Genomic DNA, 22080 nt, shown 5'->3' with positions numbered 1-22080 from the left:
AGTTATAGACCTTTCTAAAATGTAAAGAAAGTAACTAGCTTTGCAGCGAATTAGAACAACAACGACTAGAACGGCAGATTACATTATATCGTATTATAATCTGATTTTCTTTATTTTATGGAACAAAGAACAAAAAATTATTTTGTAAAGTCATTCTTAGCTATAGCGATAGCAATAGGGGTATTCTTCGGACTAAAACAGATACTTCCCAAGAATATATTCACTGATAACAAGAAAGACAGTGATGGCATTGTCATAGATAGCCTTGCACTGGCTGCAATTGCAGATAGTGCGATGATTGTTGATGCTATCCTCCCTGATTCGATCAAGGAAGATTCATTGGCAAACAGAGTGCATATATCAATATCCGATGACAGTGAGGGACTTGGCAACCTCTCATCATTCTATGAAAAGCTATACCAACTTGAAACAAACGGAAAAGGTAAAGTTAGAATAGCCTATTTCGGTGATTCAATGACAGACGGAGACCTTATAGTACAAGATATCCGTCAAGCCTATCAAAGCAGATACGGAGGCAAAGGTGCTGGATTCGTGGGAATTACGTCCTTATCTGCTTCAGCGAGAGGGACAATCAGCCATCAGTATTCAAAAGACTGGAAAACCCAATCATGTCTGACCGTTAAGAGGCCAACCCGCCCATTTGGGATAGACGGACAAGTCTTTTTTGCTGCTCCAGCTGGAACATCCTGGGTAAAATATACAGCATCGAATCAAGATAATATATCAATGTTATACAATCCTGTACTATTCTATGGAAGTTCGGGCAACAAGGATGCTCGAATCAGAGTAACCACAGGCAATAAAGACTCTGTACCCGAATACAAATTAAATACAGATAGAACTCTGAATACATGCAATCTCGGCAATACAGGAAAGACTCTGAAAATCGCATTCGAAAAAGCTGATTCCATTCCATTCTATGGAGTAAACTTCGATGACGGAAAAGGTGTACACGTAGATAATTTCTCCATTAGAGGAAATTCAGGATTACCGCTATCTTTGTATAACAAAAGCCTTATGAATGCATTGGATGAAACTTTAAATTACGATCTCATCGTTTTGCAATACGGAACCAATGTTCTCGGATATGGAACCTCTGATTACAGTTGGTACGAAAATAAAATGATCTCAGTAGTTAATCACCTGAGAAACTGTTTTCCGAAAGCCGACATACTAATCGTATCAGTTGGAGACCGAGCTAAAAAAGTGGATATGGATATGAAAAGCGATAAAGCAGTTCCGCCATTAATCAAAGCTCAACGTAATTGTGCCCATGAAGTCTATGCTGGATTTATAGACCTCCAGTCTTTGATGGGAGGAGACGGTTCAATGGTCAACTGGGTTAACGAAGGTTACGCCAATAAAGATTATACTCACTTTAATGCCAAAGGAGCCCGAAAAATAAGCACTTTGTTATACCATGAATTAGATAAAGGCTACTCTGAATACAAGAAAATGAAATAGAACACCATAATTGATTGATGATATTAAAAAGAGCCATACTACTATTTATTATATCCGCATTTTTTCATGGATTAATATTCGCTGAAAACGGGATAGAGTCCTCTGGTAATGATTTTCATAATTACCAGCAGCTAAAACCTCTCTTTGAAAAACTGTACAAACTCGAACATAATAAATCGGGTAAAGTCAATATTGTACATATAGGCGATTCTCACATACAGGCGGATCTGTTCACCAATACCATACGGCAGGCTCTTCAATCACGCTTCGGAAACGGTGGATATGGATTCTGTTTTCCATATTCACTTGCAAAAACTAACGGAACGGGCTATACCAAATTCTCATCTAATGCCGTCTGGAATAACCGCCGGAATATTTTTCCGATTACCGATGTTTCCATCGGCTTGAGCGGTATAGGTTTTTATACAAACAAAGCAAATGCCAGCCTCCAATTAGAGGTAAATCCGCTGTATGCTTTCAATAAGATAAAAGTCCTATCGACATCTCGCGAAACTAATTTCGAAGTCTCATTCACCGATGAACCCCAGGAAAAACGAGAAGATATTCATCCTGTGACTAAAGAAGACTTATCCGAATCGGAAGTAAAAATCCATACCGTGAAAACAGGCGAAACCCTGTACCGAATCGCATTAAACAATCACACAACCATAGAACAGTTGAAAGCTTGGAATGACCTCAAGTCAAGCACAATAAAGAAGGGAATGGTACTCGTAGTCTCAGAAAAGGCTAAACCAACAAGATCAGTCCCCAAAACAGATAACCGAAAACCCGAAACAATTACATCTCAAGCCGGGAAATACTATATAGAAGCCAAAGATTCTATTCTATCCAATACCGCATATATTACATCAAAGAGTAAAGTGACAGAATCCAACTTAAGCGGCATAGTAATCGAGAACGATAAGCCGGGCATTATCTATCATACTATCGGAGTAAATGGAGCGAAGCTGTCTGATTACAATAAGTACCCCCTGTTTTTTAAACAATTACCGATACTCCATCCTGATCTTGTCATTATCTCTCTGGGTACCAATGAGTCTTTCGGTAAATGGTCGACTCCATACTATATGGATCAGCTAAATCAGTTGGTACAAAGTATTCGATACGAAAATCAATCTGCAATCATACTCGTAACCACACCGCCTCCATCGCTGTTCAGAAGAAGTACCCCCAACGACTTTATCGAAGGTTACAGAGACGCAATGATGCAATCGAACGACTACGTTGTTTGGGATTTGCTCTCGAAACTGGGAGGAATAGAGGCTCCCCTCAACAATAACCTATCCGGAAATATGGCAAGAGACAGAGTTCATTACACCAAAGACGGATACGAAGAACAAGGCATATTATTCGCAACGGACTTTCTAAAAGCTTACGACCAATACATCAAAAACAGAGTAAAATAGAATGCTATCAACCTACCTCGAACCGATCTTATCATATTTCACACCGGATCTTGTAACATCATGGTTTAAATATGACCCGAAAAATCCTATGCTTTTCAGCAGTGCGTTATTTCTCGGCTTCTTTCTTGTCTTTTACTTCATATACATATTTACCCGCAACTATAAGCATTTCAGAACAGGATATGTAATCCTCTTTTCTTTATTCTACTATTATAAGGCCGGAGGCGAATACGTTATATTGCTTGTATTCTCGGCTCTGATCAACTATATTCTGTCCGAAACAATGGACTTGTCAAGAAAAAAAGTAACACGTAAACTTGTCCTTTCGTTTACCGTTATCTTAAATCTGGGAGTTCTGGCATATTATAAGTACACAAATTTCTTTATTGACAATATAAATACCGTATTTCACAAGGACTTTCTGCCACAGCATATTATGCTGCCAATCGGTATCTCATTTTTCACATTTCAGGCAATCAGCTATTCAGTAGACCTCTATCACAAAAAACTAAGGCCGGCGGCTAATGTCTTTGATTTTGCATTCTATCTTTGTTTCTTTCCCCAGCTGGTAGCAGGTCCGATAGTGAGAGCAAAAGACTTTTTACCTCAAGCTCTGCGAAAAATAACTCTATCAAAAGAAGATGCCAGCTTCGCTTTATTCCTTATCATAAGTGGACTCATTAAAAAGTCAGTGATCTCGGACTTCATTTCATTCAATTTTGTAGATCGGATATTCAGCAGTCCTCTAACCTATACTCCATTCGAGTCTTTAATGGCAGCATATGGATATACATTACAAATATTCTGCGACTTTTCGGGATATTCAGATATGGCTATTGGCATAGCCTTACTGATGGGCTTTAAACTGCCCGAGAACTTTCACACTCCTTATAAATCGACTTCCGTTACCGAATTCTGGAAACGATGGCACATATCCCTTTCATCGTGGCTGAGAGATTATCTATACATCCCTTTGGGAGGAAACCGTAAGGGGAAAATCCGAACTTACATCAATCTGTTCCTGACTATGCTTATAGGCGGCCTATGGCATGGAGCTGCATGGAAATATATCGCATGGGGGGCATTGCATGGAGGCGCATTAGCTGTAGAACGACTATGTAAGCAACTCTTTAAACTACCGGAAAAGAATATTCTCGTAAATCTTATTTGCGGGATACTAACCTTCCACTTTGTAACATTCTGCTGGATTTTCTTTAAGGCTGATTCATATCAGACCGCAATAGATTTAATCACAAATATATCACACCTAGAGTTTATTCCCGAAGAATGGCTTGTTATTATAGATGGATACCGCAATGTATTTATTGTAATAGCTATCGGGTATATGCTACACTTTGTTCCCGAGAAGTTCACTAAACTGGTACAAACAGGATTTGAAAAACTTCCTTTTATCGGAAAAGCAATTATTATCGGAATTGTTTTCTGGCTGGTATATGTGACCGCTTCCAGCGAAACTCAACCATTTATCTATTTTCAATTTTAAGCGCCTGTTATTTCATCAATAAATCAACGATTTAACTCTAAAAGGTAACAAAGGTAATAGCCTTTATGCACACTTTGTTCTGTTACTTCTTACCAATTTCGGAACTTCACCTGCCCATAGAGTCAAAACCTTTCGCTTGTAGATACCGGGAGAATAATTATTCGCCCCTACAGAATCCCCGAAAAGGTTACAAAGGTTACACTGAAAATATACTTTTTGCATTGTTACCTTATTGGCACATTTTCAGATTGTCTCATCAGATACCAACCATTTAAAGAACGCTTTTACTATAGATAAAAAAGACAAAAGAGACTGTCAGCCTAGATAAAATCCCAAAGAGGTATCCCCCTTATTTAACAACACATGACACAATTTTCCGCTCAAAAAGTCTAACTATAATTAAGTTATAAGCTATCTTTGCAATGTTGTTTTGTTCCTCTTCGGGTAACTTTATCTCTACTCCCGAAACGGATGCAAAAGGGTAATCGGGTGAAAATCCCGGACAGACCCGCTACTGTAAGCTAAACCTAGAAATAATAAAGGTAAAAGCAAGTCAGAAAACCTGCAAAACGACTCCAATCAGACAGCTTTCGAGGGATAAAGCTTAAGATAGAATCTTCGATTTCTTTCTCTTCAGACTCCCATTCAGAAAGCCGGAATGATTATTTATAAATAAAAATTCTAAGCAACTGTAATGAAGTTTTACCATATTCTCCCGCTTGTTATCATACAAAGTTATGCTTTATCTGCCGTCGGTCAGGTTAAAGACTCTATCGGTACCCAGCACATTCAAGAAGTAGAAGTTTCGGCTAAGCTACATCCTTCGATCACCTTGTCGAGTAATCCGGTACAAACCTTCTCCGGCTCAACCATAGACAAGGTTGGTATTCTTTCAGTTGCGGATGCTGTACGCCGCTTTTCGGGTGTGGTTGTAAAAGATTTTGGAGGAATAGGAGGAATGAAAACCATTGCTGTAAGAGGTGTCGGTTCAGAACATACTGCTGTCTTATACGATGGTATGGCTGTGAGTAATGCACAATCGGGACAAATAGATATAGGTAAATTCTCCCTTGATAATGTAGAAATGATATCCTTGACGATAGGACAGTCCGACGATATATTCCGTACCGCACGCTCATTGGGAGCCGTTGGAGTATTAGATATACAAACCTCAACACCTCAGTTTAAGCAAAAAGATTATTCGGCAAAAGTACAGCTGCGCGCCGGATCGTGGGGACAATTTAATCCATATGTGTATTATGCTCATAAATTGGGCAATAAATTTACACTGTCACTTGACGGAAGCTGGCAAAGAGCCGACGGACGATACAGATTTGAGATGGATAATATATCCGAAAAATATAAGGGAAAAAGAAATAACACTGATGTTGATATTAAACGGACAGAACTCAATCTGTTTGGCAATCTCACAGAAAAGCAAAAACTATCTTTTAAACTTTACTACTTCGACTCGGAACGGGGATTACCAGGTGGAGTAGTCATATATTCTGATCAGAAAAACGGAGAACGGCTCTGGGACAAAGATTTTTTCACTCAAGCCAAATATCTTAATTACCTGAATGATAAATTCGACTTACAGGTACAAGCCAAATATACTCATACATGGACAAAATATATTGACAAAAACCCTAAGCAGCCTAATGGCGAGTTAATGAATAAGTATATCCAGAATGAACTGTATATAACCGGTACCCTACTCTACAATCTCAGTAAGAACATATCTTTTTCTTTAGCAGAAGATATCAGCTATGGGCATTTGAGTGCCAATCTTCCTAAATTTGCTTATCCCGACAGGTACACTTCACTGTCTGCTCTTTCTGGAAAATATCAAGACGACAGATTAACTGTAGTCGGAAAACTCTTAGGGACATATGTATCCGAAGATGTAGAAAACGGATCAGCAGCAAGTGATAAAAAAAGGTTATCACCATCGGTCAGTCTCTCGTACAAATTACTGGATGAAACCAATTTGCGGGTAAGGGCTTCTTATAAAGATATATTCAGAGTACCGTCCTTTAACGATTTATATTATACAAACTCAGGAAATTCGTCTCTCAAACCTGAGAAAACCAAACAGTACAATATCGGACTGACATGGTCTGAGTCATTCTCCGACTTGTTTAGTTTCTTGTCTGTTACAACGGATTTCTACCACAATACAGTAAAAGATAAAATTATCATTTACCCTTCTTCATTCAATCCGAAGTCTGTAAATTTGGGAAAAGTCATCATCGATGGTTTCGACATAAATGTACACACAAGAATGGACTTTAATACTAAAATAAACCTTCAATTATCGGGAAGCTATACATATCAGCATGCAATAGACAAAACCAATGCCGAAGATAAAAACTACAAAGACCAGATACCTTATACCCCTCGTCATTCGGGTGCCGGATCGGCAAGTCTTGAAAACCCATTTTTGAATATTTCTTATTCTATAGTACTTAGCGGAAAAACATATTCTCTACCCCAGAATATTGATAGTAACAAAATCAGTCCATATCTCGATCAGACAATATCGGTGAACAAATCATTCAATATAGGAATGGTATCAATGCGGGCTCAAGCCGACATTTCGAATCTGGCAAACAAAATCTATTATATTATGGACGGATATCCTATGCCGGGGCGTGCATATCGTTTCACGTTGAGAATGAACTTCTAAGGATATCAACCTATCAATATAGAAAACAAAAAGGTCCTTGAAAATAATTCAAGGACTTTTTTGTGAGAAGATATAAAACCTTTTAAGTCAACAAAAGTATTTAATCATTTGTTTCCAAGTTATAGCAAACTCAGGTGTTATACTTGCCAAAGTAATAAATAGGTCTGTCACCTTATTTCCAGAGAGGAGTCGGATATTCACCTTTATCAACTAAGCCCTGAAGTTTTGCAACTACAGAATCTCTGTCTTCAGCATAAGTAACTCCAAACCACTTAGAAGTAGTATCAAGCACTTTTACATCCGCTGTTTTATTAGTAATCAAATGGTCAACCATCAATGGTATAAAATATTCAGCTTTCAGGTTACTTTGGTTCAATTCAAGGAATTTCACAAAGTACTCAGCCGAATATTGGAAATACTCAGGAGTAAATCCCCACATATTCATAGATACCGGAGTATTTTCAGGTAATTCATACCAATAGTCTTCTGCATCTTTGTATTGAATTTTACCATCTTTACGTTCGATATGAGTTCTTTCAACCACACTGGTCAGGAAACCATCTTTATCTGTTTCGCAAACACCACGAGCAACAGCTCCACTTTCCGAAAGAGTATTACACAAACGGTATCCAACCATACAATAATGATTTTTACTGCCATCGAGATCTTTCAGAAAATTAGCTAAAGTCTGAAAACCGTCACGGCCATAAAAGTCATCGGCATTGATTACGGCAAAAGGTTCTTTGATAACATCCTTACCCATCAATACGGCATGATTTGTTCCCCATGGCTTAACACGGTCGGGGTGTACGGTAAATCCTTCGGGTAAATCGGTCAGCTCTTGAAAAACTACCTCTACCTCAATATGTTTGTCATATTTAGATGCAACTTTTTCAACAAATTCTTTTTCGAATGATTTGCGAATAACAAATACTAGCTTACCGAATCCGCTTTGAATAGCATCATAGATTGAGTAATCCATGATTGTTTCGCCATTAGGACCTAATCCGTCTAATTGTTTCAGACCTCCATAGCGACTACCCATTCCGGCAGCCAGAACAAATAATGTTGGTTTCATATGGTTTAGTTTCATTAAATTTAGATGAGTCACAAAGTTAACTTTTTTGCAAGAAAAGATCGTCCTTTTCTACAAAAAGGAGTAAAAAGATTCGGTTGGAGAATAAAGAAAGAGCCATATCTACTCCTTTTCTAATAGTGTCTAAAGTACGGCTGAGACCTTAAGTTAAAATATTCAAGGTAAAATTCAATGATTATATATTAATTTAATACCTTTGCTCCGCACATTAAGAGTTTTGAAATTTACAAACATGAATAACCCTAACACTAACGATCTGATATATTTAGATCGAAATGAATACAGCTACGAAATATCTCCGGATGTAGCTAAAGTACTGAACGATTTTAACCCTCAGGAATTATGTACTTATACCCGCTGTTTTCAGAACGGAATAAAAAGTGAACTATCTCAATACATCGGAGACATGTACGGGGTGGCAGAACAGAATGTTGTTTTAGGATATGGCGGCGAAGATATTCTGAAAGGTGTTATACATTGTTTCTTAAGTCAGGGACATCAGCAGCGCAAAATGCTTATCCCTACATTCTCGTGGTGGTACTATAAATCGATAGCCGAAGAAGTAAACGGCATGACCATAATGTATCCTCTTTATGAAGATGGATACGACTTCAAATACAATATTCCCGAAATAAAAAAGATAGCTGCTCAGGAAAATCCTGATTTAGTTCTTCTGGCAAGTCCCAACAACCCGACAGGTAACTCACTGTCATTGGATGAAATGAAAGATATCATTTCGTCTCTGAGCAAAGACACTATCATAGTTATTGACGAAGCATATACATCGTTTGCAAATAAAGACATTACATACATATCCCGATTAATAACCGAATTTCCGAATCTGCTGATTATCCGTACATTTTCTAAATTCTACGGACTTCCGGGACTTCGCCTGGGATATGGGTTTATGGGTGAAGGATTGAAAAAATTCACAAACTTCAGCACCATGTATTTGGGATACAATAAACTTACAGAACAATTGGGTATCGCCGCACTAAAATCAACTGCATACTATGATAAGAATGCAGCCCGCATGCAGAGCGATAAAGAATTATATAAAAACGGCCTGAACCCCATCGAAGGATTTAAAGTTTACAATTCTGATGCTAATTTCGTTTTGGTTAAATATCCGACTGAATTAAAAGAACAACTGCAAGCCGAATTCAAAAAAGAAAATATCGTAGTTAAATTCATGAATGAAGAAGGCTTACGGACACATATGCGCATAACATTAGGAACGACTGCCATAAATGAAAGAGTTGTAGATATCATCCGAAGAGTTGCATTAAACAAATAATCCAGACAGAAGAATGAAAGCAGTAATCCTTGCCGCCGGTATAGCCTCACGTTTACGCCCTTTAACAAACAACACTCCCAAGTGCCTGCTCAATGTAGGAAGCAAATGCCTGCTTGCACGTACGATTGACTCGTTAATAGCCAATGGCTTCGATCGGTTGGTTATTGTTACAGGATATCTCAAAGAGATGATTGAAAGTTTTGTTTCAGCTAATTATCCAGATTTAAGAGTCGAATATATTTTCAACAGCAAATACGATTCTACGAATAATATCTATTCATTATGGCTTGCCAAATCTGTGGTACATGGACAATCTATGCTGCTTCTGGACAGCGATATTCTCTTCGATGCAGCATTAATCAGCGCATTACTGGAATCAAAACACGAAAACTGCTTAGCTCTAAACTCTCACGAATTGGGAGATGAAGAGATAAAAGTGATTTTAAACACTGACGGACAAATTACCGAGATAAGCAAGACCTGTTCTATTGAAACTGCCGTTGGCGAATCAGTCGGCATAGAGAAATTCTCTGCTGAATTCGTTCAGGATCTTTATACCGAACTTGATGACATGATCTTAAACAAAAGTCAATCGGGAGTCTTCTACGAGATGGCATTCGAAAATCTCATCAAGAAAGGAGCTGAAATATACACTGTCGATACAACAAATATTTTTTCAATGGAACTTGACACTGTCGAAGATTTCGAGACAGCCTGCGCAAAGATTCCGGCACACTTACAGTAAGAAAAATTCGGATTTACACATATACACTAAGCCTGTTATCTAAAATGAGAGTTGTACTTTTCTGCGAGCATAAATATGCCGTGACAATACTTTTGCCCCTTCAGGAGGAAGCAAATAAAACATCAAAACATGAAATACTCTGGTTTGTTGATGCAAGAAATATTCCCGACTTTCCTTTAAAAAATGAGGTAAGATGGACTAATTCTATACAGGAAACATACAACTTCTCACCCGAAGCTATTTTTGTTCCGGGCAATATTGTACCTTATTATCTGCCGGGAGTTAAAGCTGAGATATTCCACGGATACGCAGCCGAAAAAAAAGATCATTGGGTAATACGCAGGTATCTGGATATGTATCTGACCCAAGGTCCCTTTTTCACCAAACCTTTCGAGCAACTGGCTCAGAACTACGGAGACTTTGAAGTCGTGGAAACAGGGTGGCCTCGGCAAGACTGGATTTTTAACAACCTGCATACATTCGATAATTACCGAGAAGGTCTCTTAACTAAGTACAAGAAGAGTAAGATTGTTTTATATGCCCCGACATTCTCTCCCTCATTAACATCGCTGCCTTATATTAAAGAAGATATAAAAAAGCTTGCTGATCGAAAAGATGCAGTTATCCTACTTAAATTTCATCCACTAACAAAAAAAGAGTGGGTAGACGAGTACAAAGCTCTAGCGAAGGAAGTAGATAACATTTTATGGATAGAAGATCAGAATATATCGAAATATATCCTTGCTTCGGATATGATGATAAGCGATACTTCTTCTGCTGTATATGAATTTCTTTTATTGGATAAGCCTGTTATCACTCTAAACAATGTTGCTAAAGACAAATACTGGCTTGATATAGATACTCCCGACAAACTCGATTGGGCTTATGATACAGTCCTGTCTAGTGACGAATACAAAGCAAAGCGCAAATGGATTATAGATAATTACGACCCGTATCTGGATGGAAAAGTGGCAAAAAGAATGTTCACTGCCGTGGAAGACTACATTGCAAGACACGGAGTACCCAAATATAGGAAACTCAACCTATGGCGAAAATATCAGTCTGTTAAAAAATTCGGAAAAGTTAAGAAATAACCGGCTACTTTTCAAATCTCAAAGCAATTCTTCTATCCAATGCCCTGTCAATATCAGGGGCATCAGCAGCGTGTGTCGCATATTGATCGCCATAACCGATTGCAGAAATACGTGATCCTTCGATACCTTCTTCTATCAGGTAATTTCTGATTGTATTAGCACGATCCTGAGATAGCTTCAGATTACTTTCGATAGTACCTGTACGATCTGTAAATCCGGCAATAATCACTTTCGTATCTTTATAGTAGTTTAATATAACTGCAATATTATGTAATTGAGGCTTAGAGATGTCGGTCAGTTCGGTTGAACTTCCATACTTAAACTCGATATTATCGAAGTTAAACCACTTGTCTTTCAGTTGGTCTGTGGAAGCATTTCCATATTCGTCCGAACTAAGAAATCTCACAAGCTGATCCTCAATTCCGCCCTTATAGGCCTGAAGCCGCTTTCCATCGGGTAAAATTACAATAGTCGAAACCTTTTCCAATGCTTTTGATACTGTTGAAATAGTACCTTCTACCATTGCCGATGTTGCTGTGGTGACGGTATCTTTCACTTTAGTTGAAGTAGAATCTTCGCAAGACTTCCACCAAAAAGCAATAATAACTCCGCCAGCAACAATAATTGCCCACACAAGCCACGGAGGAGTAGGTTCTTTCAGCTTATAATCGGCTTCGGTCGATTCAATTACCGGGACGAAATTCCCTAACTCATCATTACTGCCGAGCCCGAACAATGATGCAAAACCGACAGGGATCAAATGAAGATAACTGCCTTTCTCGTAATTCAACCGCCCAAGTAAGCCTGTCATCCCCCATTTATATTCAGTCGCCCGATACCCCAGATCACTTGCTATTATTGGTGTTATCATTAATAATAGCTGATCGGTATTTGAATAAGACATCCCGAAAGTAGAGGATATCAGGGTTGTAAATTCTCCAAGTTTATCACCAAAAATAGCATCGAGCAGACGAAATCCTGAATAACTGATCCTTTCATCGGCATTACCCGAGAATATTGAAACAATATTGTCTTGCAGGTTATTATAATTACGCCCGGCCTTACTCAAGGCAATCTGTATGGGGGTGGTACTGCCTTTAGCCAACAAAGCCCCTAACAGACATGGTATAATAGAAGCCGAAGCATCTGCGACCTTACATCGGTCTTCGCAAAGAAACTCCGACGCACGGGTTATAGTATTATCTGTCAGTATAACTTGCAGCGAACTGTATATAGGCGACATAATTTACTTGGATAGATCGTATTTATATTTTCCTTTTTTATTTAAACAAGGTGGCTCATTTTTAGTTCTTCCGCATAAATAAATTATTCGGAGACCTTTTCCACATATTTTTGCTTAGGTTCTACTGTAATAACCTTGAACAGTTTATCGGAAGGTCTGATCTTCTCGGTGAGCCTAATTGAGAACTTTTCGCCTTTGACAGTTTCCTGTACGGGTTTTAGATCAACACGTATTTCATTTACAACCTGAGAAACAGCTCCTGTTGTAGGTCCTGTTACCAGAATTTCATCTCCTACTTTTAAAGACTGAGTCTCCATCAGAAACTCGGCAACACCGATATTCGAGAAATATTTGATTCCTTTACCTATATAGACTTTGCGTTTAGTAGCTCCAGAACCATAATTAGCTGTCCACTCACCTAAACGCTGCCCAAGGTAATAACCATCCCAGAATCCTCTATTGAAGACTGTTGCCAAACGAGTATCCCATTCCGCGACTTTGTCTTCGGTATATGTTCCTTCGCAATATGCTTTTACCGCCTCTTTATAACATTCCACAACGGTACGCACATACTCTGCACCACGTGCACGCCCTTCGATCTTAAACACCCGTACTCCGGCATCCATCATCTTGTTCATGAAATGGATTGTTTTCAGATCTTTGGGAGACATGATGTATTCGTTATCAATTTCAAGTTCGATATTACTTTCTTTATCTTTTACAATATAGCCTCTACGACACAATTGATTACAAGCCCCTCTGTTTGCAGACAAATCTTTTTCGTGCAAACTCAGGTAACATTTACCCGAAACAGCCATACATAAGGCTCCATGAGAAAACATTTCAATACGGATCAACTCTCCGCTTGGACCTTTTATCTGTTGTTCTACAATATCCTTATAAATATCGGCTACCTGATCCAGTGTCAACTCTCTGGCCAATACCACAACATCGGCAAATTGTCCATAAAATTTAAGAGCTTCCGTATTTGTGATATTAAGCTGTGTCGATAAATGCACTTCAACTCCAATGCTGCGGGCATACATCATTACTGCTACATCCGATGCTATAATCGCCGACACGTTAGCTTCTTTTGCAGCATTCACAATTTGGTGCATCAGACTTATATCATTATCATAAATAATGGTATTCACGGTCAAATAACTCTTCATCCCGTGTTCCTGACAAATTTTAGCTATATTTTTTAAATCTTCGGTTGTAAAGTTATTCGAAGATTTGGCACGCATATTCAACCCTTCGATACCAAAGTAAATTGAATTCGCACCTCCTTGTATTGCCGCAGCCAAAGAATCGTAAGATCCTACTGGCGCCATGATTTCAAAATCAGCAATATTTTTCATTTATCTATTCTGTATATTCTATATTTTCGGACTACAAAGATACAATAAAAAGCTCGATCTGTAGAATAACAAACCGAGCATCTAAGGTCTCAGACCTTTTTGTTGATTTTGCAGGCAAACAGCCAGAGTACGTTATCTCTTTAAAGTACGTCACGAACTGCTTTCTGTCACTTTTTATTGTTTAAGAATAACTTATCCTTTCTTAAGAAAACAGGTTTTCAACACAATACCCGATCCATCGATCTTGCAATCCACTTCGTCAGGGTTCTCTGTTAATTTTATGCTTTTTACTTTCGTCCCTCTTTTGATTACCATCGAAGAACCTCTTACTTTCAGGTCTTTTATTACAGTAACGGCATCTCCGTCTATCAATTCTGTTCCGTTACTGTCTCTGGGAGTATCATCTGTTTCCTGTTGGTTTGCCTCATTAGTCCACTCATGACTACAATCGGGGCATACAAATACGGTTCCGTCGAAATACGTATTTTCCATGTCACAAAGTGGACAATTTGGAGTTTCAGCCATAATTTGATTCTGTTTTAGTTGTTTTTAAGGTCTTACCCTATTTAGCATTTTGGTAAGTAAAATAGCGAAAGCCTGTTGATAAATAGAAAGTAAATACTATCTTTTACTTATTATAACAACGAAGATAGGCTAAATTGTCATAGGTTACAAATCGAATACCGAATCAGTCTTATTTCTTACCAATTCTCATCCAAACAAAGGAAAACGGCTGACTCCCTAAAAAAAGGAAGCAGCCGTCTTCGTTTATCCTAAAAAAACAGATACCTTATTGCTTTCCGCTGGTAGCTACTTCTTTATTTATTTTTTTCACCAATCCCTGAAGAACAGCTCCCGGTCCTAGTTCTACAAATTCAGTAGCACCATCGGCAATCATATGCTCTACAGATTGAGTCCATTTTACAGGAGCAGTCAACTGAGCAATCAGATTCTTTTTAATAGTCTCAGGATCAGATTCTGCAACAGTTGTCACATTTTGATACACAGGACAAATCGGAGCAGAGAACTCTGTTTCGTTAATTGCTTTTTCCAATTCTTCCTTAGCAGGATTCATCAATGGAGAATGGAACGCTCCACCTACGCTCAGTTTCAAAGCACGTTTTGCACCTGCTTCTTTCAACAATTCACACGCTTTATCAATTCCTGCATTCGTTCCCGAGATAACAATCTGTCCGGGGCAATTGTAATTTGCAGGTACTACAACTTCATCTTTTATAGATGCGCATATTTCTTCTACTTTTTCATCAGGTAAGCCCAATACTGCAGCCATGGTAGATGGATTCAATTCGCAAGCTTTCTGCATAGCCAATGCACGCTTATAAACTAGTTTCAATCCGTCTTCGAACGACAAAGCATTAGCTGCTACCAAAGCCGAAAACTCTCCCAAAGAGTGACCTGCAACCATTTCCGGAACAAATTCGGCACCTAAAGTTTTAGCTAAAATTACAGAATGTAAGAATATCGCTGGTTGTGTAACTTTTGTTTGACGCAAGTCTTCATCAGTTCCGCTAAACATTAAATCAGTAATACGGAAACCTAAAATTTCATTTGCTTTTTCGAATAAATCTTTCGCTACGGGTGATGTTTCATACAAATCCTTACCCATGCCCACAAACTGAGCACCTTGACCCGGAAATACAAATGCTTTCATACTTTAATATGTTATAAATTAATGAAATGTCTTGATATATATTTTTTTGATTCTCTATATTCAACACAGTTTAAGGTTTGAAACCTTAGATACGGCTGGCAAATTTAATAAAAAAACACAAACCAAACTCGTCTTGATCGAGTTTAGGTAAGATTCTCTGTTTTAGATAAAAAGCACCGGAATAGTTTTCCGATGCTTTTTCTTACTGCTAATATATATGCTTATTTGATATATTCAACCTTATTTTCATTACGAGGCTTAGCGTTCGGTGATTCGTTCTTGTATCCTACCGATATTCCGAAAATGACCTCATGAGTATCAGGCAGATTTATAGCTTCACGTAATTCTTTTGACTGCGGTTTATTGAAGATTCCGGCAACACTGCCAATCACACATGTCCCGATATTCATAGACTCGGCACTCAATAGAATATTCTGGGCAAATAATCCGCAATCAACCGCACTGTATGAGTTACTTTTATCTTTTGCGACAATGATTAGCGTAGGTGCTCCGTGAAACACACTGAATCCGTCTTCCTGAGCTTTAGATGCGCTACCAGGTAAAGACTTTCCTTTGGCATCCTCAACAAAAGCAGTATTTATTTTATTCAGCAAATCTGGATTTTGGATTACACGTACTTCCCACGATTGTTTATTTAAAGCACTGGGTGCATTTATTCCACTTTGAATTATTGTATCCATTTGAGCCTGTGCAACCTGTTCGGGCTTGTATTTTCGAATACTACGGCGGTTCATTATATTTTCAACCACTACATTCTTAGCAACTTCCGGTTCTTTTTTCGTATCCGCATCTTTTGCCGGCTGACTACATGACATAAAGACTAAAAAGGAAAGAGATAATACTGTTAAGATTCTCATAGATGTAAAATATTTTTGTGTATTAAAAATTGAAGAATATAAAAATAGAAAAAATATTCCATACTCCTAGTTTTTCCAAATCTCACATTAACTTACATATAAATAAAAAGGATGTCTTTTAATCAAAAGACATCCTTTTATTCTAAATTATCTATTATTACTGCGCGTTCTCGAATTGTTTAAGAAAACGAGCGTCATTCTCTGAGAACATACGCAGATCTTTCACCCTGTATTTCAAATTAGTGATACGTTCAATACCCATTCCCAGGGCATATCCTGAATATACTTTGCTATCGATACCGCAGTTTTCCAATACATTAGGATCGACCATACCACAACCGAGAATTTCTACCCATCCGGTATGCTTACAGAACGGGCAACCTTTACCTCCACAGATATTACATGAGATATCCATTTCTGCACTAGGCTCTGTAAATGGGAAATAAGATGGCCGAAGACGAATTTTTGTATCTGCACCAAACATTTCTTTTGCAAAGAATAGCAATGCTTGCTTTAAATCGGCAAACGAAACATTTTTATCGATATACAATGCTTCTACCTGATGAAAGAAACAATGCGCACGATACGAAATAGCTTCATTCCTATAAACACGTCCTGGACAAATAATCCGAATCGGAGGTTCTTGCTTTTCCATTACTCTGGTTTGCACCGACGAAGTATGGGTACGCAAAACCACTTCGGGGTTACGTGCTATAAAGAATGTATCCTGCATATCACGAGCAGGGTGATCATCGGCAAAATTAAGAGACGAAAACACATGCCAGTCATCTTCTATCTCAGGACCTTCCGCTATCGAAAAACCAAGACGTTTAAATATATCACAAATCTCTTTTTTCACTAAAGAAAGAGGATGGCGTGTACCCAATTCCACAGGATAAGCTGTACGGGTAAGATCAATAGCCTCTTCGGACGATGATGCATTCTCGAGATTCTCTTTCAGTTGATTTATTTTATCCTGAGCCTTAGATTTCAGCTCATTCAATTTCATCCCGATATTCTTCTTTTCTTCGGCTGCCACATTTCTGAAATCATCCATCAAAGCCGATACCGAGCCTTTTTTACTTAAGAATTTTATACGTAAATCCTCTAATTCCTGAGTATTAGAAGCTTTCAAATCTTCTATATCTGCAAGTAATTTGTTTATTTTATCAATCATCAGATTTTAATCCTTAGTCATTAATTCATTTGATAGGCAAAGTTACGTTTTTCTTTTCTAAAAAAAGAAATTAAGGTCTCGGACCTGTTGTATTAGTTCTATTCTTTTCAAGATACTATTTCTTCGCACCAAAAGGGAAATAGCCTGCTTTGAAACGCATTTTTAATTTTCGAAAAAGATTAAGTGGTTTTTCCTTTATCTTGCCCTGATAGTTTTCGATAAAATCGTCCACAGCATCTAATATACGGGCAGAAGCATATCCGTCTCTGAAGGGATGCACCTGATCCATTTTACTTTTGATATTCATCAGTAAATGCTCTGGGTACAATAATCCTTCATCAATCGCAGATTCCAGAGATCGACTGTCTAATATATTAATTAAATGATTCTCGGGAAACGTATTACGAAAAGTCACAACTGGTTTATCAAACCATAGAAACTCGTATATAACAGAAGATGTATCGCTGATCATTATATCAGAAGATTGATATAATGATAATTTTTCCTCTTTTTCCGAATATTCAACATGATCATATTTTCGGGTAAGCTTTTTATATTTTTCTATCGTTTGAATATCTATCTTAGGGTGAAACGAAAATATCCACCTCCAGTTTCGAGTCTGAACTAAACGCTCTATTTCGACAAATAAATGTTCTGTCGATGTCAACCCTTTAGTAAAAGTAGGAGCATATATTATTGTGGGCACATTATCCTTGTGAATAGTTGGTTTAGCTTTAGTATAAGCATCAAATTTACTCCAACCTGTTTCTAGAACTTTGAAATAACCATATTTTTTTTCCAAACGCTTAAATTCGGGCATAAATAAACTACTTGTTACACAATACAGATCAAACAAACCTCTTATACGGTAATGATCTCCATAATTGTTACGCTTATAAAACAACCCATGAAAAACCTCAACTTTCACCCCCGGAAAGAAATCATAAATATAATTTCCCGGTGCAAAAACAGCTATTGGGTTATATTCAATCACATCATATATTGTTTTCAATAGTTTTTCATCCTCCGCTAAATAAATCGGACATTTCTTTTCTATAAACCAAGCAACATCTCCACCTCTCTTACGGATCTCTGTTTGTATGGGTCTTAATATTGAATAAGAATAGCTTAGGGAAACAAACAAAACATATTTTTTCATTTTACAACACTCTAATAAATGACAAAGACGGAGCACTAAATACATTATATATTTAGTGCTCCGTCAGTATGTATATCAAAGATACAGCAATATTTTTAATTATATCGGGCATTGATATTTTTTTAAGCACGTAATCTCTATTTTTTCGCTGATAAAAGCATTTAAAGCAAACCGCATCTTCGTTTCCATATTTTTAATTATTAGTTTTGTAAATAAAAACCCAAATGAATAAAGAAGTATATTACGGAGATTTAGAAAAAACACAAGCCTTAGATAAATTATTCTCCGTACCGTTCGAGTCAAGAGACGAATCTTGGAAAAATACATTTCTGGAGAATGTTACTGATGCCAGTTTTGCCTGTAATGACCCTCAGGTTATATCAGGACCGGATGGGTTCCCTTATTTTGTATTAAATATGCCGGAACCCAACAAAGAATTTCAATGCTATGTGATCAAACATATGATCCCTGATTTTATACTGGACAATGGACTGGGAATTGTTATCAATCCTGTAAAAGGTCAGCCCGACTGGGTATTCACCTATGGAGAGCTCGTCAATTATCACTTACGCAACGAGTTTTACACAGAGTCAAAAAACTGGTATATACAAACTGAAAACCGCATAAAAGAAGATACTCAGATGCTGATCGGGCAGCCATCGGAATATATAATTCCGATACAAACCCGTAATATTTTACGTCAATACCTCAAGCAATATACCAGCACTGAAGTAAAAATAGTATTGACAAACAGACCCGAAGGTGAAGAGTTTCTTCAACAACTGACGTTTAACCTCACCCCATCCGACTTTCCGAGTGAAGACCACTTCAATGGAATTATGCAGAATATAGGTTGGTTCTTACCTCGGCATTATACCTATGCTTCTACTTCGGAAGAAACTTTTGGCGATCATTTTATGCCATTGTAATAGAGCTTCACAATTACATATCGAAGAAGTCATCCCCCTTGATTTCAACACGGGGGAAACTATTAATAAACCAATTATATCCATATATTTACAAATTTGAAGAATTATTCTAGAAGTTGGACAAATACCAATCACTGACACTTCGCTTCTAATAAAGGAGCAAGAAGCAAAAGTAGGCTACATTTGAACTTTATTAATAACACAAAACTTATAGTATGAAAAAGACTTTCTTTTCGATTATGAAAATTCAATTCTATTTAATCTTCTTATTCATGATGCTATTGTTTTCGGAAAGAATACAATCTCAGGGAATTAATATAATGTCATCCCCTGACAATATTAGGTATGTTTATGTTGGGTCATTATTAGCGAACGTTGATCTTGGATCTAATCAAGAGAAGTATAAAATAGAAGTTTTTGGAGATGGTTATCATAGCGATAGGTTAGCTACTGTAACATACTCCATAAGCACAAGAAATGAGTATCGTATCAACAAGGAAGTTCGTAACGGATCTTATGCCCATCACAGCCTTATTATGTATGAGAATGGTGATAAAATAGATATCATAATAAAAAGTTCAGGATGGGCAGACTTTAATATTAAAGCATGGGTATTAGATGGAAACAATCAAGAACAAGTGGTAAAATGCTATATTACAGCCCAACCCTCTAAAAAGGATATAACTTCTACATTTAAAGAAACATTATTCATAACAAGTTCATCCGAAGGAAATATAGGAATAGGAGTTCTTAACCCTCAAAATAAACTGGATGTAGCGGGCACAATCCGAGCAACCGAAGTAAAAGTAGAGACCGGTTGGGCTGACTTCGTTTTCGATAAAGATTACAAACTACCTACACTTCAAGAAGTAGAGAACCATATCAACGAACACAATCATCTCCCCGACATTCCATCAGAAGCGGAAGTCAAAGAAAATGGTGTAAGCATAGGGGAAATGCAAGCAAAGCTATTGCAGAAAATAGAGGAACTGACGCTGTATGTAATTCAACAAGATAAAACGATAAAGAACTTAGAAAATAAAGTACAAAAATTAGAAGCAAAGTAAACCTTCACCTCTGTCTATAAAAAGTCATACCCCCTTGCTTCACAGCATGGGGGTATTAAAATGATCAACTAAAAAACTATCAATAGAAATGATTCACTATAAACTGAATACGGCATTAAGGTCTACGACCTTTTCCATTTACCTTATATCAGGTGATTTTCCTTTTCAGGTATGTGCCACCAGATACTTTGTTTCACTTATGCTTTTCATTGCTTTTTTCCTTTTACAATAGCGTCGGCATTGCTCGCTTACGCTATATCCTAACAAAACACCGATCATAAAATCTTCTTCGGGCGAAAGCTCATCCAGAAAACGTTCTTTGCACAGATTTCTGACTACAACCAGACATTCTTCTTTTCCGAAAAATACGTTTATGTTTCCGTTTTTTATTTTCTGTATCATGTAGCTAATCTCATTTCGCTCGAGTTTGGCCACTACTTTTTCTTGCATATGGGCAGGGAGTGTACACAAAACCATGTCTCTCACTCCTTTCTTAAACTCGTAAATATGATGATTAAATACTAACATTTCAGATTACGGATAAACAGTGTTTATATTAATGATATTAACATAAAGGTCTGAGACCTTTATATTTGTTTTTTCAAATCTTCCAGCCAAAGAGCTACACGCTGATCTGTCAAGTTAGATTCATTATCTTCATCGATAAGTAATCCTACAAATTGTCCATCAACAATAGCTTCAGAACTATCATATGTATAACCTTCAACAGAAGTCTTTCCAATTAATTGGCATCCTTTATTTTTAATTACTTCATAAATTTTACCAAGAGCATCGCCAAAAGTATCACTGTAAGAAGAAGAGTCTCCACAACCAAACAATGCGACTTTCTTTCCATTTAGGTCTGCGTCTTTTACATCATCGATAAATGTTTCCCAATCGTCTTGCAAATCGCCCATACCCATTGTTGAAGATCCTAACAATACTACATCATACGGATTGAAATCAGCAGCTGCAGAGCTTACATCATGTACATCAGCCGAAGCTACACCTAATGCTTTTGCGATACGATCTGCTAAATCTTGAGTATTACCGGTTGTAGAACCATAGTATATGCCTATCTTTGCCATGCTTTTAATTAATTGAAAGTTTAATTATTTATTTTGTTATTTTTATACTGCAAAGTAAAGGGAGTTTTACAGTTTCTACAATACCAATAAATAATGATATTATTCGCACTTTCTAATTACTTATAAGGATAAGCGCACCCTTTTATCGGGCAAAACAATTCATTTTAAA

19 protein-coding genes and 1 riboswitch are annotated in these 22080 nt (G+C 37.4%); of the genes, 9 read left to right on the top strand and 10 right to left on the bottom strand.

The genetic code is table 11. The features are described 5' to 3' along the window. Nucleotides 1–117 precede the first annotated feature (117 nt). From AABJ51_RS18790 to AABJ51_RS18775, 4 genes are all read left to right on the top strand, one after another. Entirely contained in the window at nt 118–1485 is a 1368-nt protein-coding gene (locus AABJ51_RS18790) for a GDSL-type esterase/lipase family protein (protein WP_338373798.1), read from the top strand. A gap of 17 nt (nt 1486–1502) precedes the next feature. After that, entirely contained in the window at nt 1503–2912 is a 1410-nt protein-coding gene (locus tag AABJ51_RS18785; protein WP_338373797.1) for a LysM peptidoglycan-binding domain-containing protein, read from the top strand. Between the two features lie 88 nt (nt 2913–3000). Next, the gene (locus tag AABJ51_RS18780; RefSeq protein ID WP_338376046.1) at nt 3001–4416 is read left to right on the top strand and encodes an MBOAT family O-acyltransferase; all 1416 of its coding nucleotides are present in this window, start codon (nt 3001–3003) and stop codon (nt 4414–4416) included. 418 nt (nt 4417–4834) lie between these two features. Continuing rightward, nucleotides 4835–5000, top strand: a riboswitch (cobalamin riboswitch). A 110-nt stretch (nt 5001–5110) separates the two neighbouring features. Then, a complete protein-coding gene (locus AABJ51_RS18775) occupies nt 5111–7105 on the top strand; it encodes a TonB-dependent receptor plug domain-containing protein (RefSeq protein ID WP_338373796.1) in 1995 nt (664 codons plus the stop codon). Between the two features lie 172 nt (nt 7106–7277). Here AABJ51_RS18775 and AABJ51_RS18770 read toward each other — a convergent pair whose 3' ends face one another. Continuing rightward, nucleotides 7278–8183 carry a sugar phosphate nucleotidyltransferase gene (locus tag AABJ51_RS18770; protein ID WP_338373795.1) on the bottom strand — a complete coding sequence of 302 codons (906 nt, stop codon included), beginning with the start codon at nt 8181–8183 and terminating at the stop codon, nt 7278–7280. Nucleotides 8184–8433: 250 nt separating this feature from the next. Here AABJ51_RS18770 and AABJ51_RS18765 point away from each other — a divergent pair, with 250 nt between their 5' ends. The 3 genes from AABJ51_RS18765 to AABJ51_RS18755 are packed head-to-tail and all read left to right on the top strand — an operon-like array spanning nt 8434 to nt 11337. Next, a complete protein-coding gene (locus AABJ51_RS18765) occupies nt 8434–9498 on the top strand; it encodes a pyridoxal phosphate-dependent aminotransferase (protein ID WP_338373794.1) in 1065 nt (354 codons plus the stop codon). A gap of 13 nt (nt 9499–9511) precedes the next feature. After that, complete coding sequence (locus AABJ51_RS18760; RefSeq protein ID WP_338373793.1) at nt 9512–10243, top strand: phosphocholine cytidylyltransferase family protein; 732 nt, start codon at nt 9512–9514, stop codon at nt 10241–10243. A gap of 44 nt (nt 10244–10287) precedes the next feature. Next, nucleotides 10288–11337: a CDP-glycerol glycerophosphotransferase family protein gene (locus AABJ51_RS18755; RefSeq protein ID WP_338373792.1), complete on the top strand. Its 1050-nt coding sequence runs from the start codon at nt 10288–10290 to the stop codon at nt 11335–11337. Nucleotides 11338–11341: 4 nt separating this feature from the next. On the opposite strand, the gene AABJ51_RS18750 is transcribed toward AABJ51_RS18755, so the two are convergent. The 7 genes from AABJ51_RS18750 to AABJ51_RS18720 form a co-directional block, all read right to left on the bottom strand. Then, entirely contained in the window at nt 11342–12580 is a 1239-nt protein-coding gene (locus AABJ51_RS18750) for an OmpA family protein (protein WP_338373791.1), read from the bottom strand. 83 nt (nt 12581–12663) lie between these two features. After that, nucleotides 12664–13941 (bottom strand): peptidase U32 family protein, encoded by a 1278-nt coding sequence (locus AABJ51_RS18745; RefSeq protein ID WP_338373790.1) that lies wholly within the window; start codon nt 13939–13941, stop codon nt 12664–12666. 192 nt (nt 13942–14133) lie between these two features. After that, a complete protein-coding gene (locus tag AABJ51_RS18740) occupies nt 14134–14466 on the bottom strand; it encodes a zinc ribbon domain-containing protein YjdM (protein ID WP_026625358.1) in 333 nt (110 codons plus the stop codon). 265 nt (nt 14467–14731) lie between these two features. Beyond that, nucleotides 14732–15613 (bottom strand): ACP S-malonyltransferase, encoded by an 882-nt coding sequence (gene fabD / locus AABJ51_RS18735; protein WP_338373789.1) that lies wholly within the window; start codon nt 15611–15613, stop codon nt 14732–14734. Nucleotides 15614–15834: 221 nt separating this feature from the next. After that, the gene (locus AABJ51_RS18730) at nt 15835–16491 is read right to left on the bottom strand and encodes a nitroreductase family protein (protein ID WP_338373788.1); all 657 of its coding nucleotides are present in this window, start codon (nt 16489–16491) and stop codon (nt 15835–15837) included. Between the two features lie 157 nt (nt 16492–16648). Then, the gene (locus AABJ51_RS18725; protein WP_338373787.1) at nt 16649–17668 is read right to left on the bottom strand and encodes a phenylalanine--tRNA ligase subunit alpha; all 1020 of its coding nucleotides are present in this window, start codon (nt 17666–17668) and stop codon (nt 16649–16651) included. A 115-nt stretch (nt 17669–17783) separates the two neighbouring features. After that, nucleotides 17784–18827, bottom strand: coding sequence for a CDP-glycerol glycerophosphotransferase family protein (locus tag AABJ51_RS18720; protein WP_338373786.1), 1044 nt, complete (start codon nt 18825–18827; stop codon nt 17784–17786). Between the two features lie 224 nt (nt 18828–19051). Between AABJ51_RS18720 and AABJ51_RS18715 the strand changes: the two genes are divergently transcribed. Beyond that, nucleotides 19052–19756 carry a hypothetical protein gene (locus tag AABJ51_RS18715; RefSeq protein ID WP_338373785.1) on the top strand — a complete coding sequence of 235 codons (705 nt, stop codon included), beginning with the start codon at nt 19052–19054 and terminating at the stop codon, nt 19754–19756. 215 nt (nt 19757–19971) lie between these two features. Continuing rightward, nucleotides 19972–20823 (top strand): hypothetical protein, encoded by an 852-nt coding sequence (locus tag AABJ51_RS18710; protein ID WP_338373784.1) that lies wholly within the window; start codon nt 19972–19974, stop codon nt 20821–20823. A 165-nt stretch (nt 20824–20988) separates the two neighbouring features. Here AABJ51_RS18710 and AABJ51_RS18705 read toward each other — a convergent pair whose 3' ends face one another. Further along, nucleotides 20989–21351, bottom strand: coding sequence for a DUF2023 family protein (locus AABJ51_RS18705; RefSeq protein WP_026625363.1), 363 nt, complete (start codon nt 21349–21351; stop codon nt 20989–20991). Between the two features lie 59 nt (nt 21352–21410). Continuing rightward, nucleotides 21411–21911: a flavodoxin gene (locus tag AABJ51_RS18700; protein ID WP_026625364.1), complete on the bottom strand. Its 501-nt coding sequence runs from the start codon at nt 21909–21911 to the stop codon at nt 21411–21413. Nucleotides 21912–22080 lie beyond the last annotated feature (169 nt).

The organism is Indolivaga capnocytophagoides, from assembly GCF_036511535.1.
Classification (GTDB): Bacteria; Bacteroidota; Bacteroidia; order Bacteroidales; family Dysgonomonadaceae; genus Dysgonomonas_A; species Dysgonomonas_A capnocytophagoides.
The sequence above is the reverse complement of the archived record's forward strand: the minus strand, read 5'-3'. Positions and strand labels throughout refer to the sequence as shown.

What these genes read in the sequence shown, in the direction of transcription:
- AABJ51_RS18790 (WP_338373798.1), top strand. Translation starts at nt 118, where the DNA reads ATGGAACAAAGAACAAAAAATTATTTTGTAAAGTCATTCTTAGCTATA.
- AABJ51_RS18785 (WP_338373797.1), top strand. Translation starts at nt 1,503, where the DNA reads ATGATATTAAAAAGAGCCATACTACTATTTATTATATCCGCATTTTTT.
- AABJ51_RS18780 (WP_338376046.1), top strand. Translation starts at nt 3,001, where the DNA reads ATGCTTTTCAGCAGTGCGTTATTTCTCGGCTTCTTTCTTGTCTTTTAC.
- AABJ51_RS18775 (WP_338373796.1), top strand. Translation starts at nt 5,111, where the DNA reads ATGAAGTTTTACCATATTCTCCCGCTTGTTATCATACAAAGTTATGCT.
- AABJ51_RS18770 (WP_338373795.1), bottom strand. Translation starts at nt 8,183, where the DNA reads ATGAAACCAACATTATTTGTTCTGGCTGCCGGAATGGGTAGTCGCTAT.
- AABJ51_RS18765 (WP_338373794.1), top strand. Translation starts at nt 8,434, where the DNA reads ATGAATAACCCTAACACTAACGATCTGATATATTTAGATCGAAATGAA.
- AABJ51_RS18760 (WP_338373793.1), top strand. Translation starts at nt 9,512, where the DNA reads ATGAAAGCAGTAATCCTTGCCGCCGGTATAGCCTCACGTTTACGCCCT.
- AABJ51_RS18755 (WP_338373792.1), top strand. Translation starts at nt 10,288, where the DNA reads ATGAGAGTTGTACTTTTCTGCGAGCATAAATATGCCGTGACAATACTT.
- AABJ51_RS18750 (WP_338373791.1), bottom strand. Translation starts at nt 12,580, where the DNA reads ATGTCGCCTATATACAGTTCGCTGCAAGTTATACTGACAGATAATACT.
- AABJ51_RS18745 (WP_338373790.1), bottom strand. Translation starts at nt 13,941, where the DNA reads ATGAAAAATATTGCTGATTTTGAAATCATGGCGCCAGTAGGATCTTAC.
- AABJ51_RS18740 (WP_026625358.1), bottom strand. Translation starts at nt 14,466, where the DNA reads ATGGCTGAAACTCCAAATTGTCCACTTTGTGACATGGAAAATACGTAT.
- fabD (WP_338373789.1), bottom strand. Translation starts at nt 15,613, where the DNA reads ATGAAAGCATTTGTATTTCCGGGTCAAGGTGCTCAGTTTGTGGGCATG.
- AABJ51_RS18730 (WP_338373788.1), bottom strand. Translation starts at nt 16,491, where the DNA reads ATGAGAATCTTAACAGTATTATCTCTTTCCTTTTTAGTCTTTATGTCA.
- AABJ51_RS18725 (WP_338373787.1), bottom strand. Translation starts at nt 17,668, where the DNA reads ATGATTGATAAAATAAACAAATTACTTGCAGATATAGAAGATTTGAAA.
- AABJ51_RS18720 (WP_338373786.1), bottom strand. Translation starts at nt 18,827, where the DNA reads ATGAAAAAATATGTTTTGTTTGTTTCCCTAAGCTATTCTTATTCAATA.
- AABJ51_RS18715 (WP_338373785.1), top strand. Translation starts at nt 19,052, where the DNA reads ATGAATAAAGAAGTATATTACGGAGATTTAGAAAAAACACAAGCCTTA.
- AABJ51_RS18710 (WP_338373784.1), top strand. Translation starts at nt 19,972, where the DNA reads ATGAAAAAGACTTTCTTTTCGATTATGAAAATTCAATTCTATTTAATC.
- AABJ51_RS18705 (WP_026625363.1), bottom strand. Translation starts at nt 21,351, where the DNA reads ATGTTAGTATTTAATCATCATATTTACGAGTTTAAGAAAGGAGTGAGA.
- AABJ51_RS18700 (WP_026625364.1), bottom strand. Translation starts at nt 21,911, where the DNA reads ATGGCAAAGATAGGCATATACTATGGTTCTACAACCGGTAATACTCAA.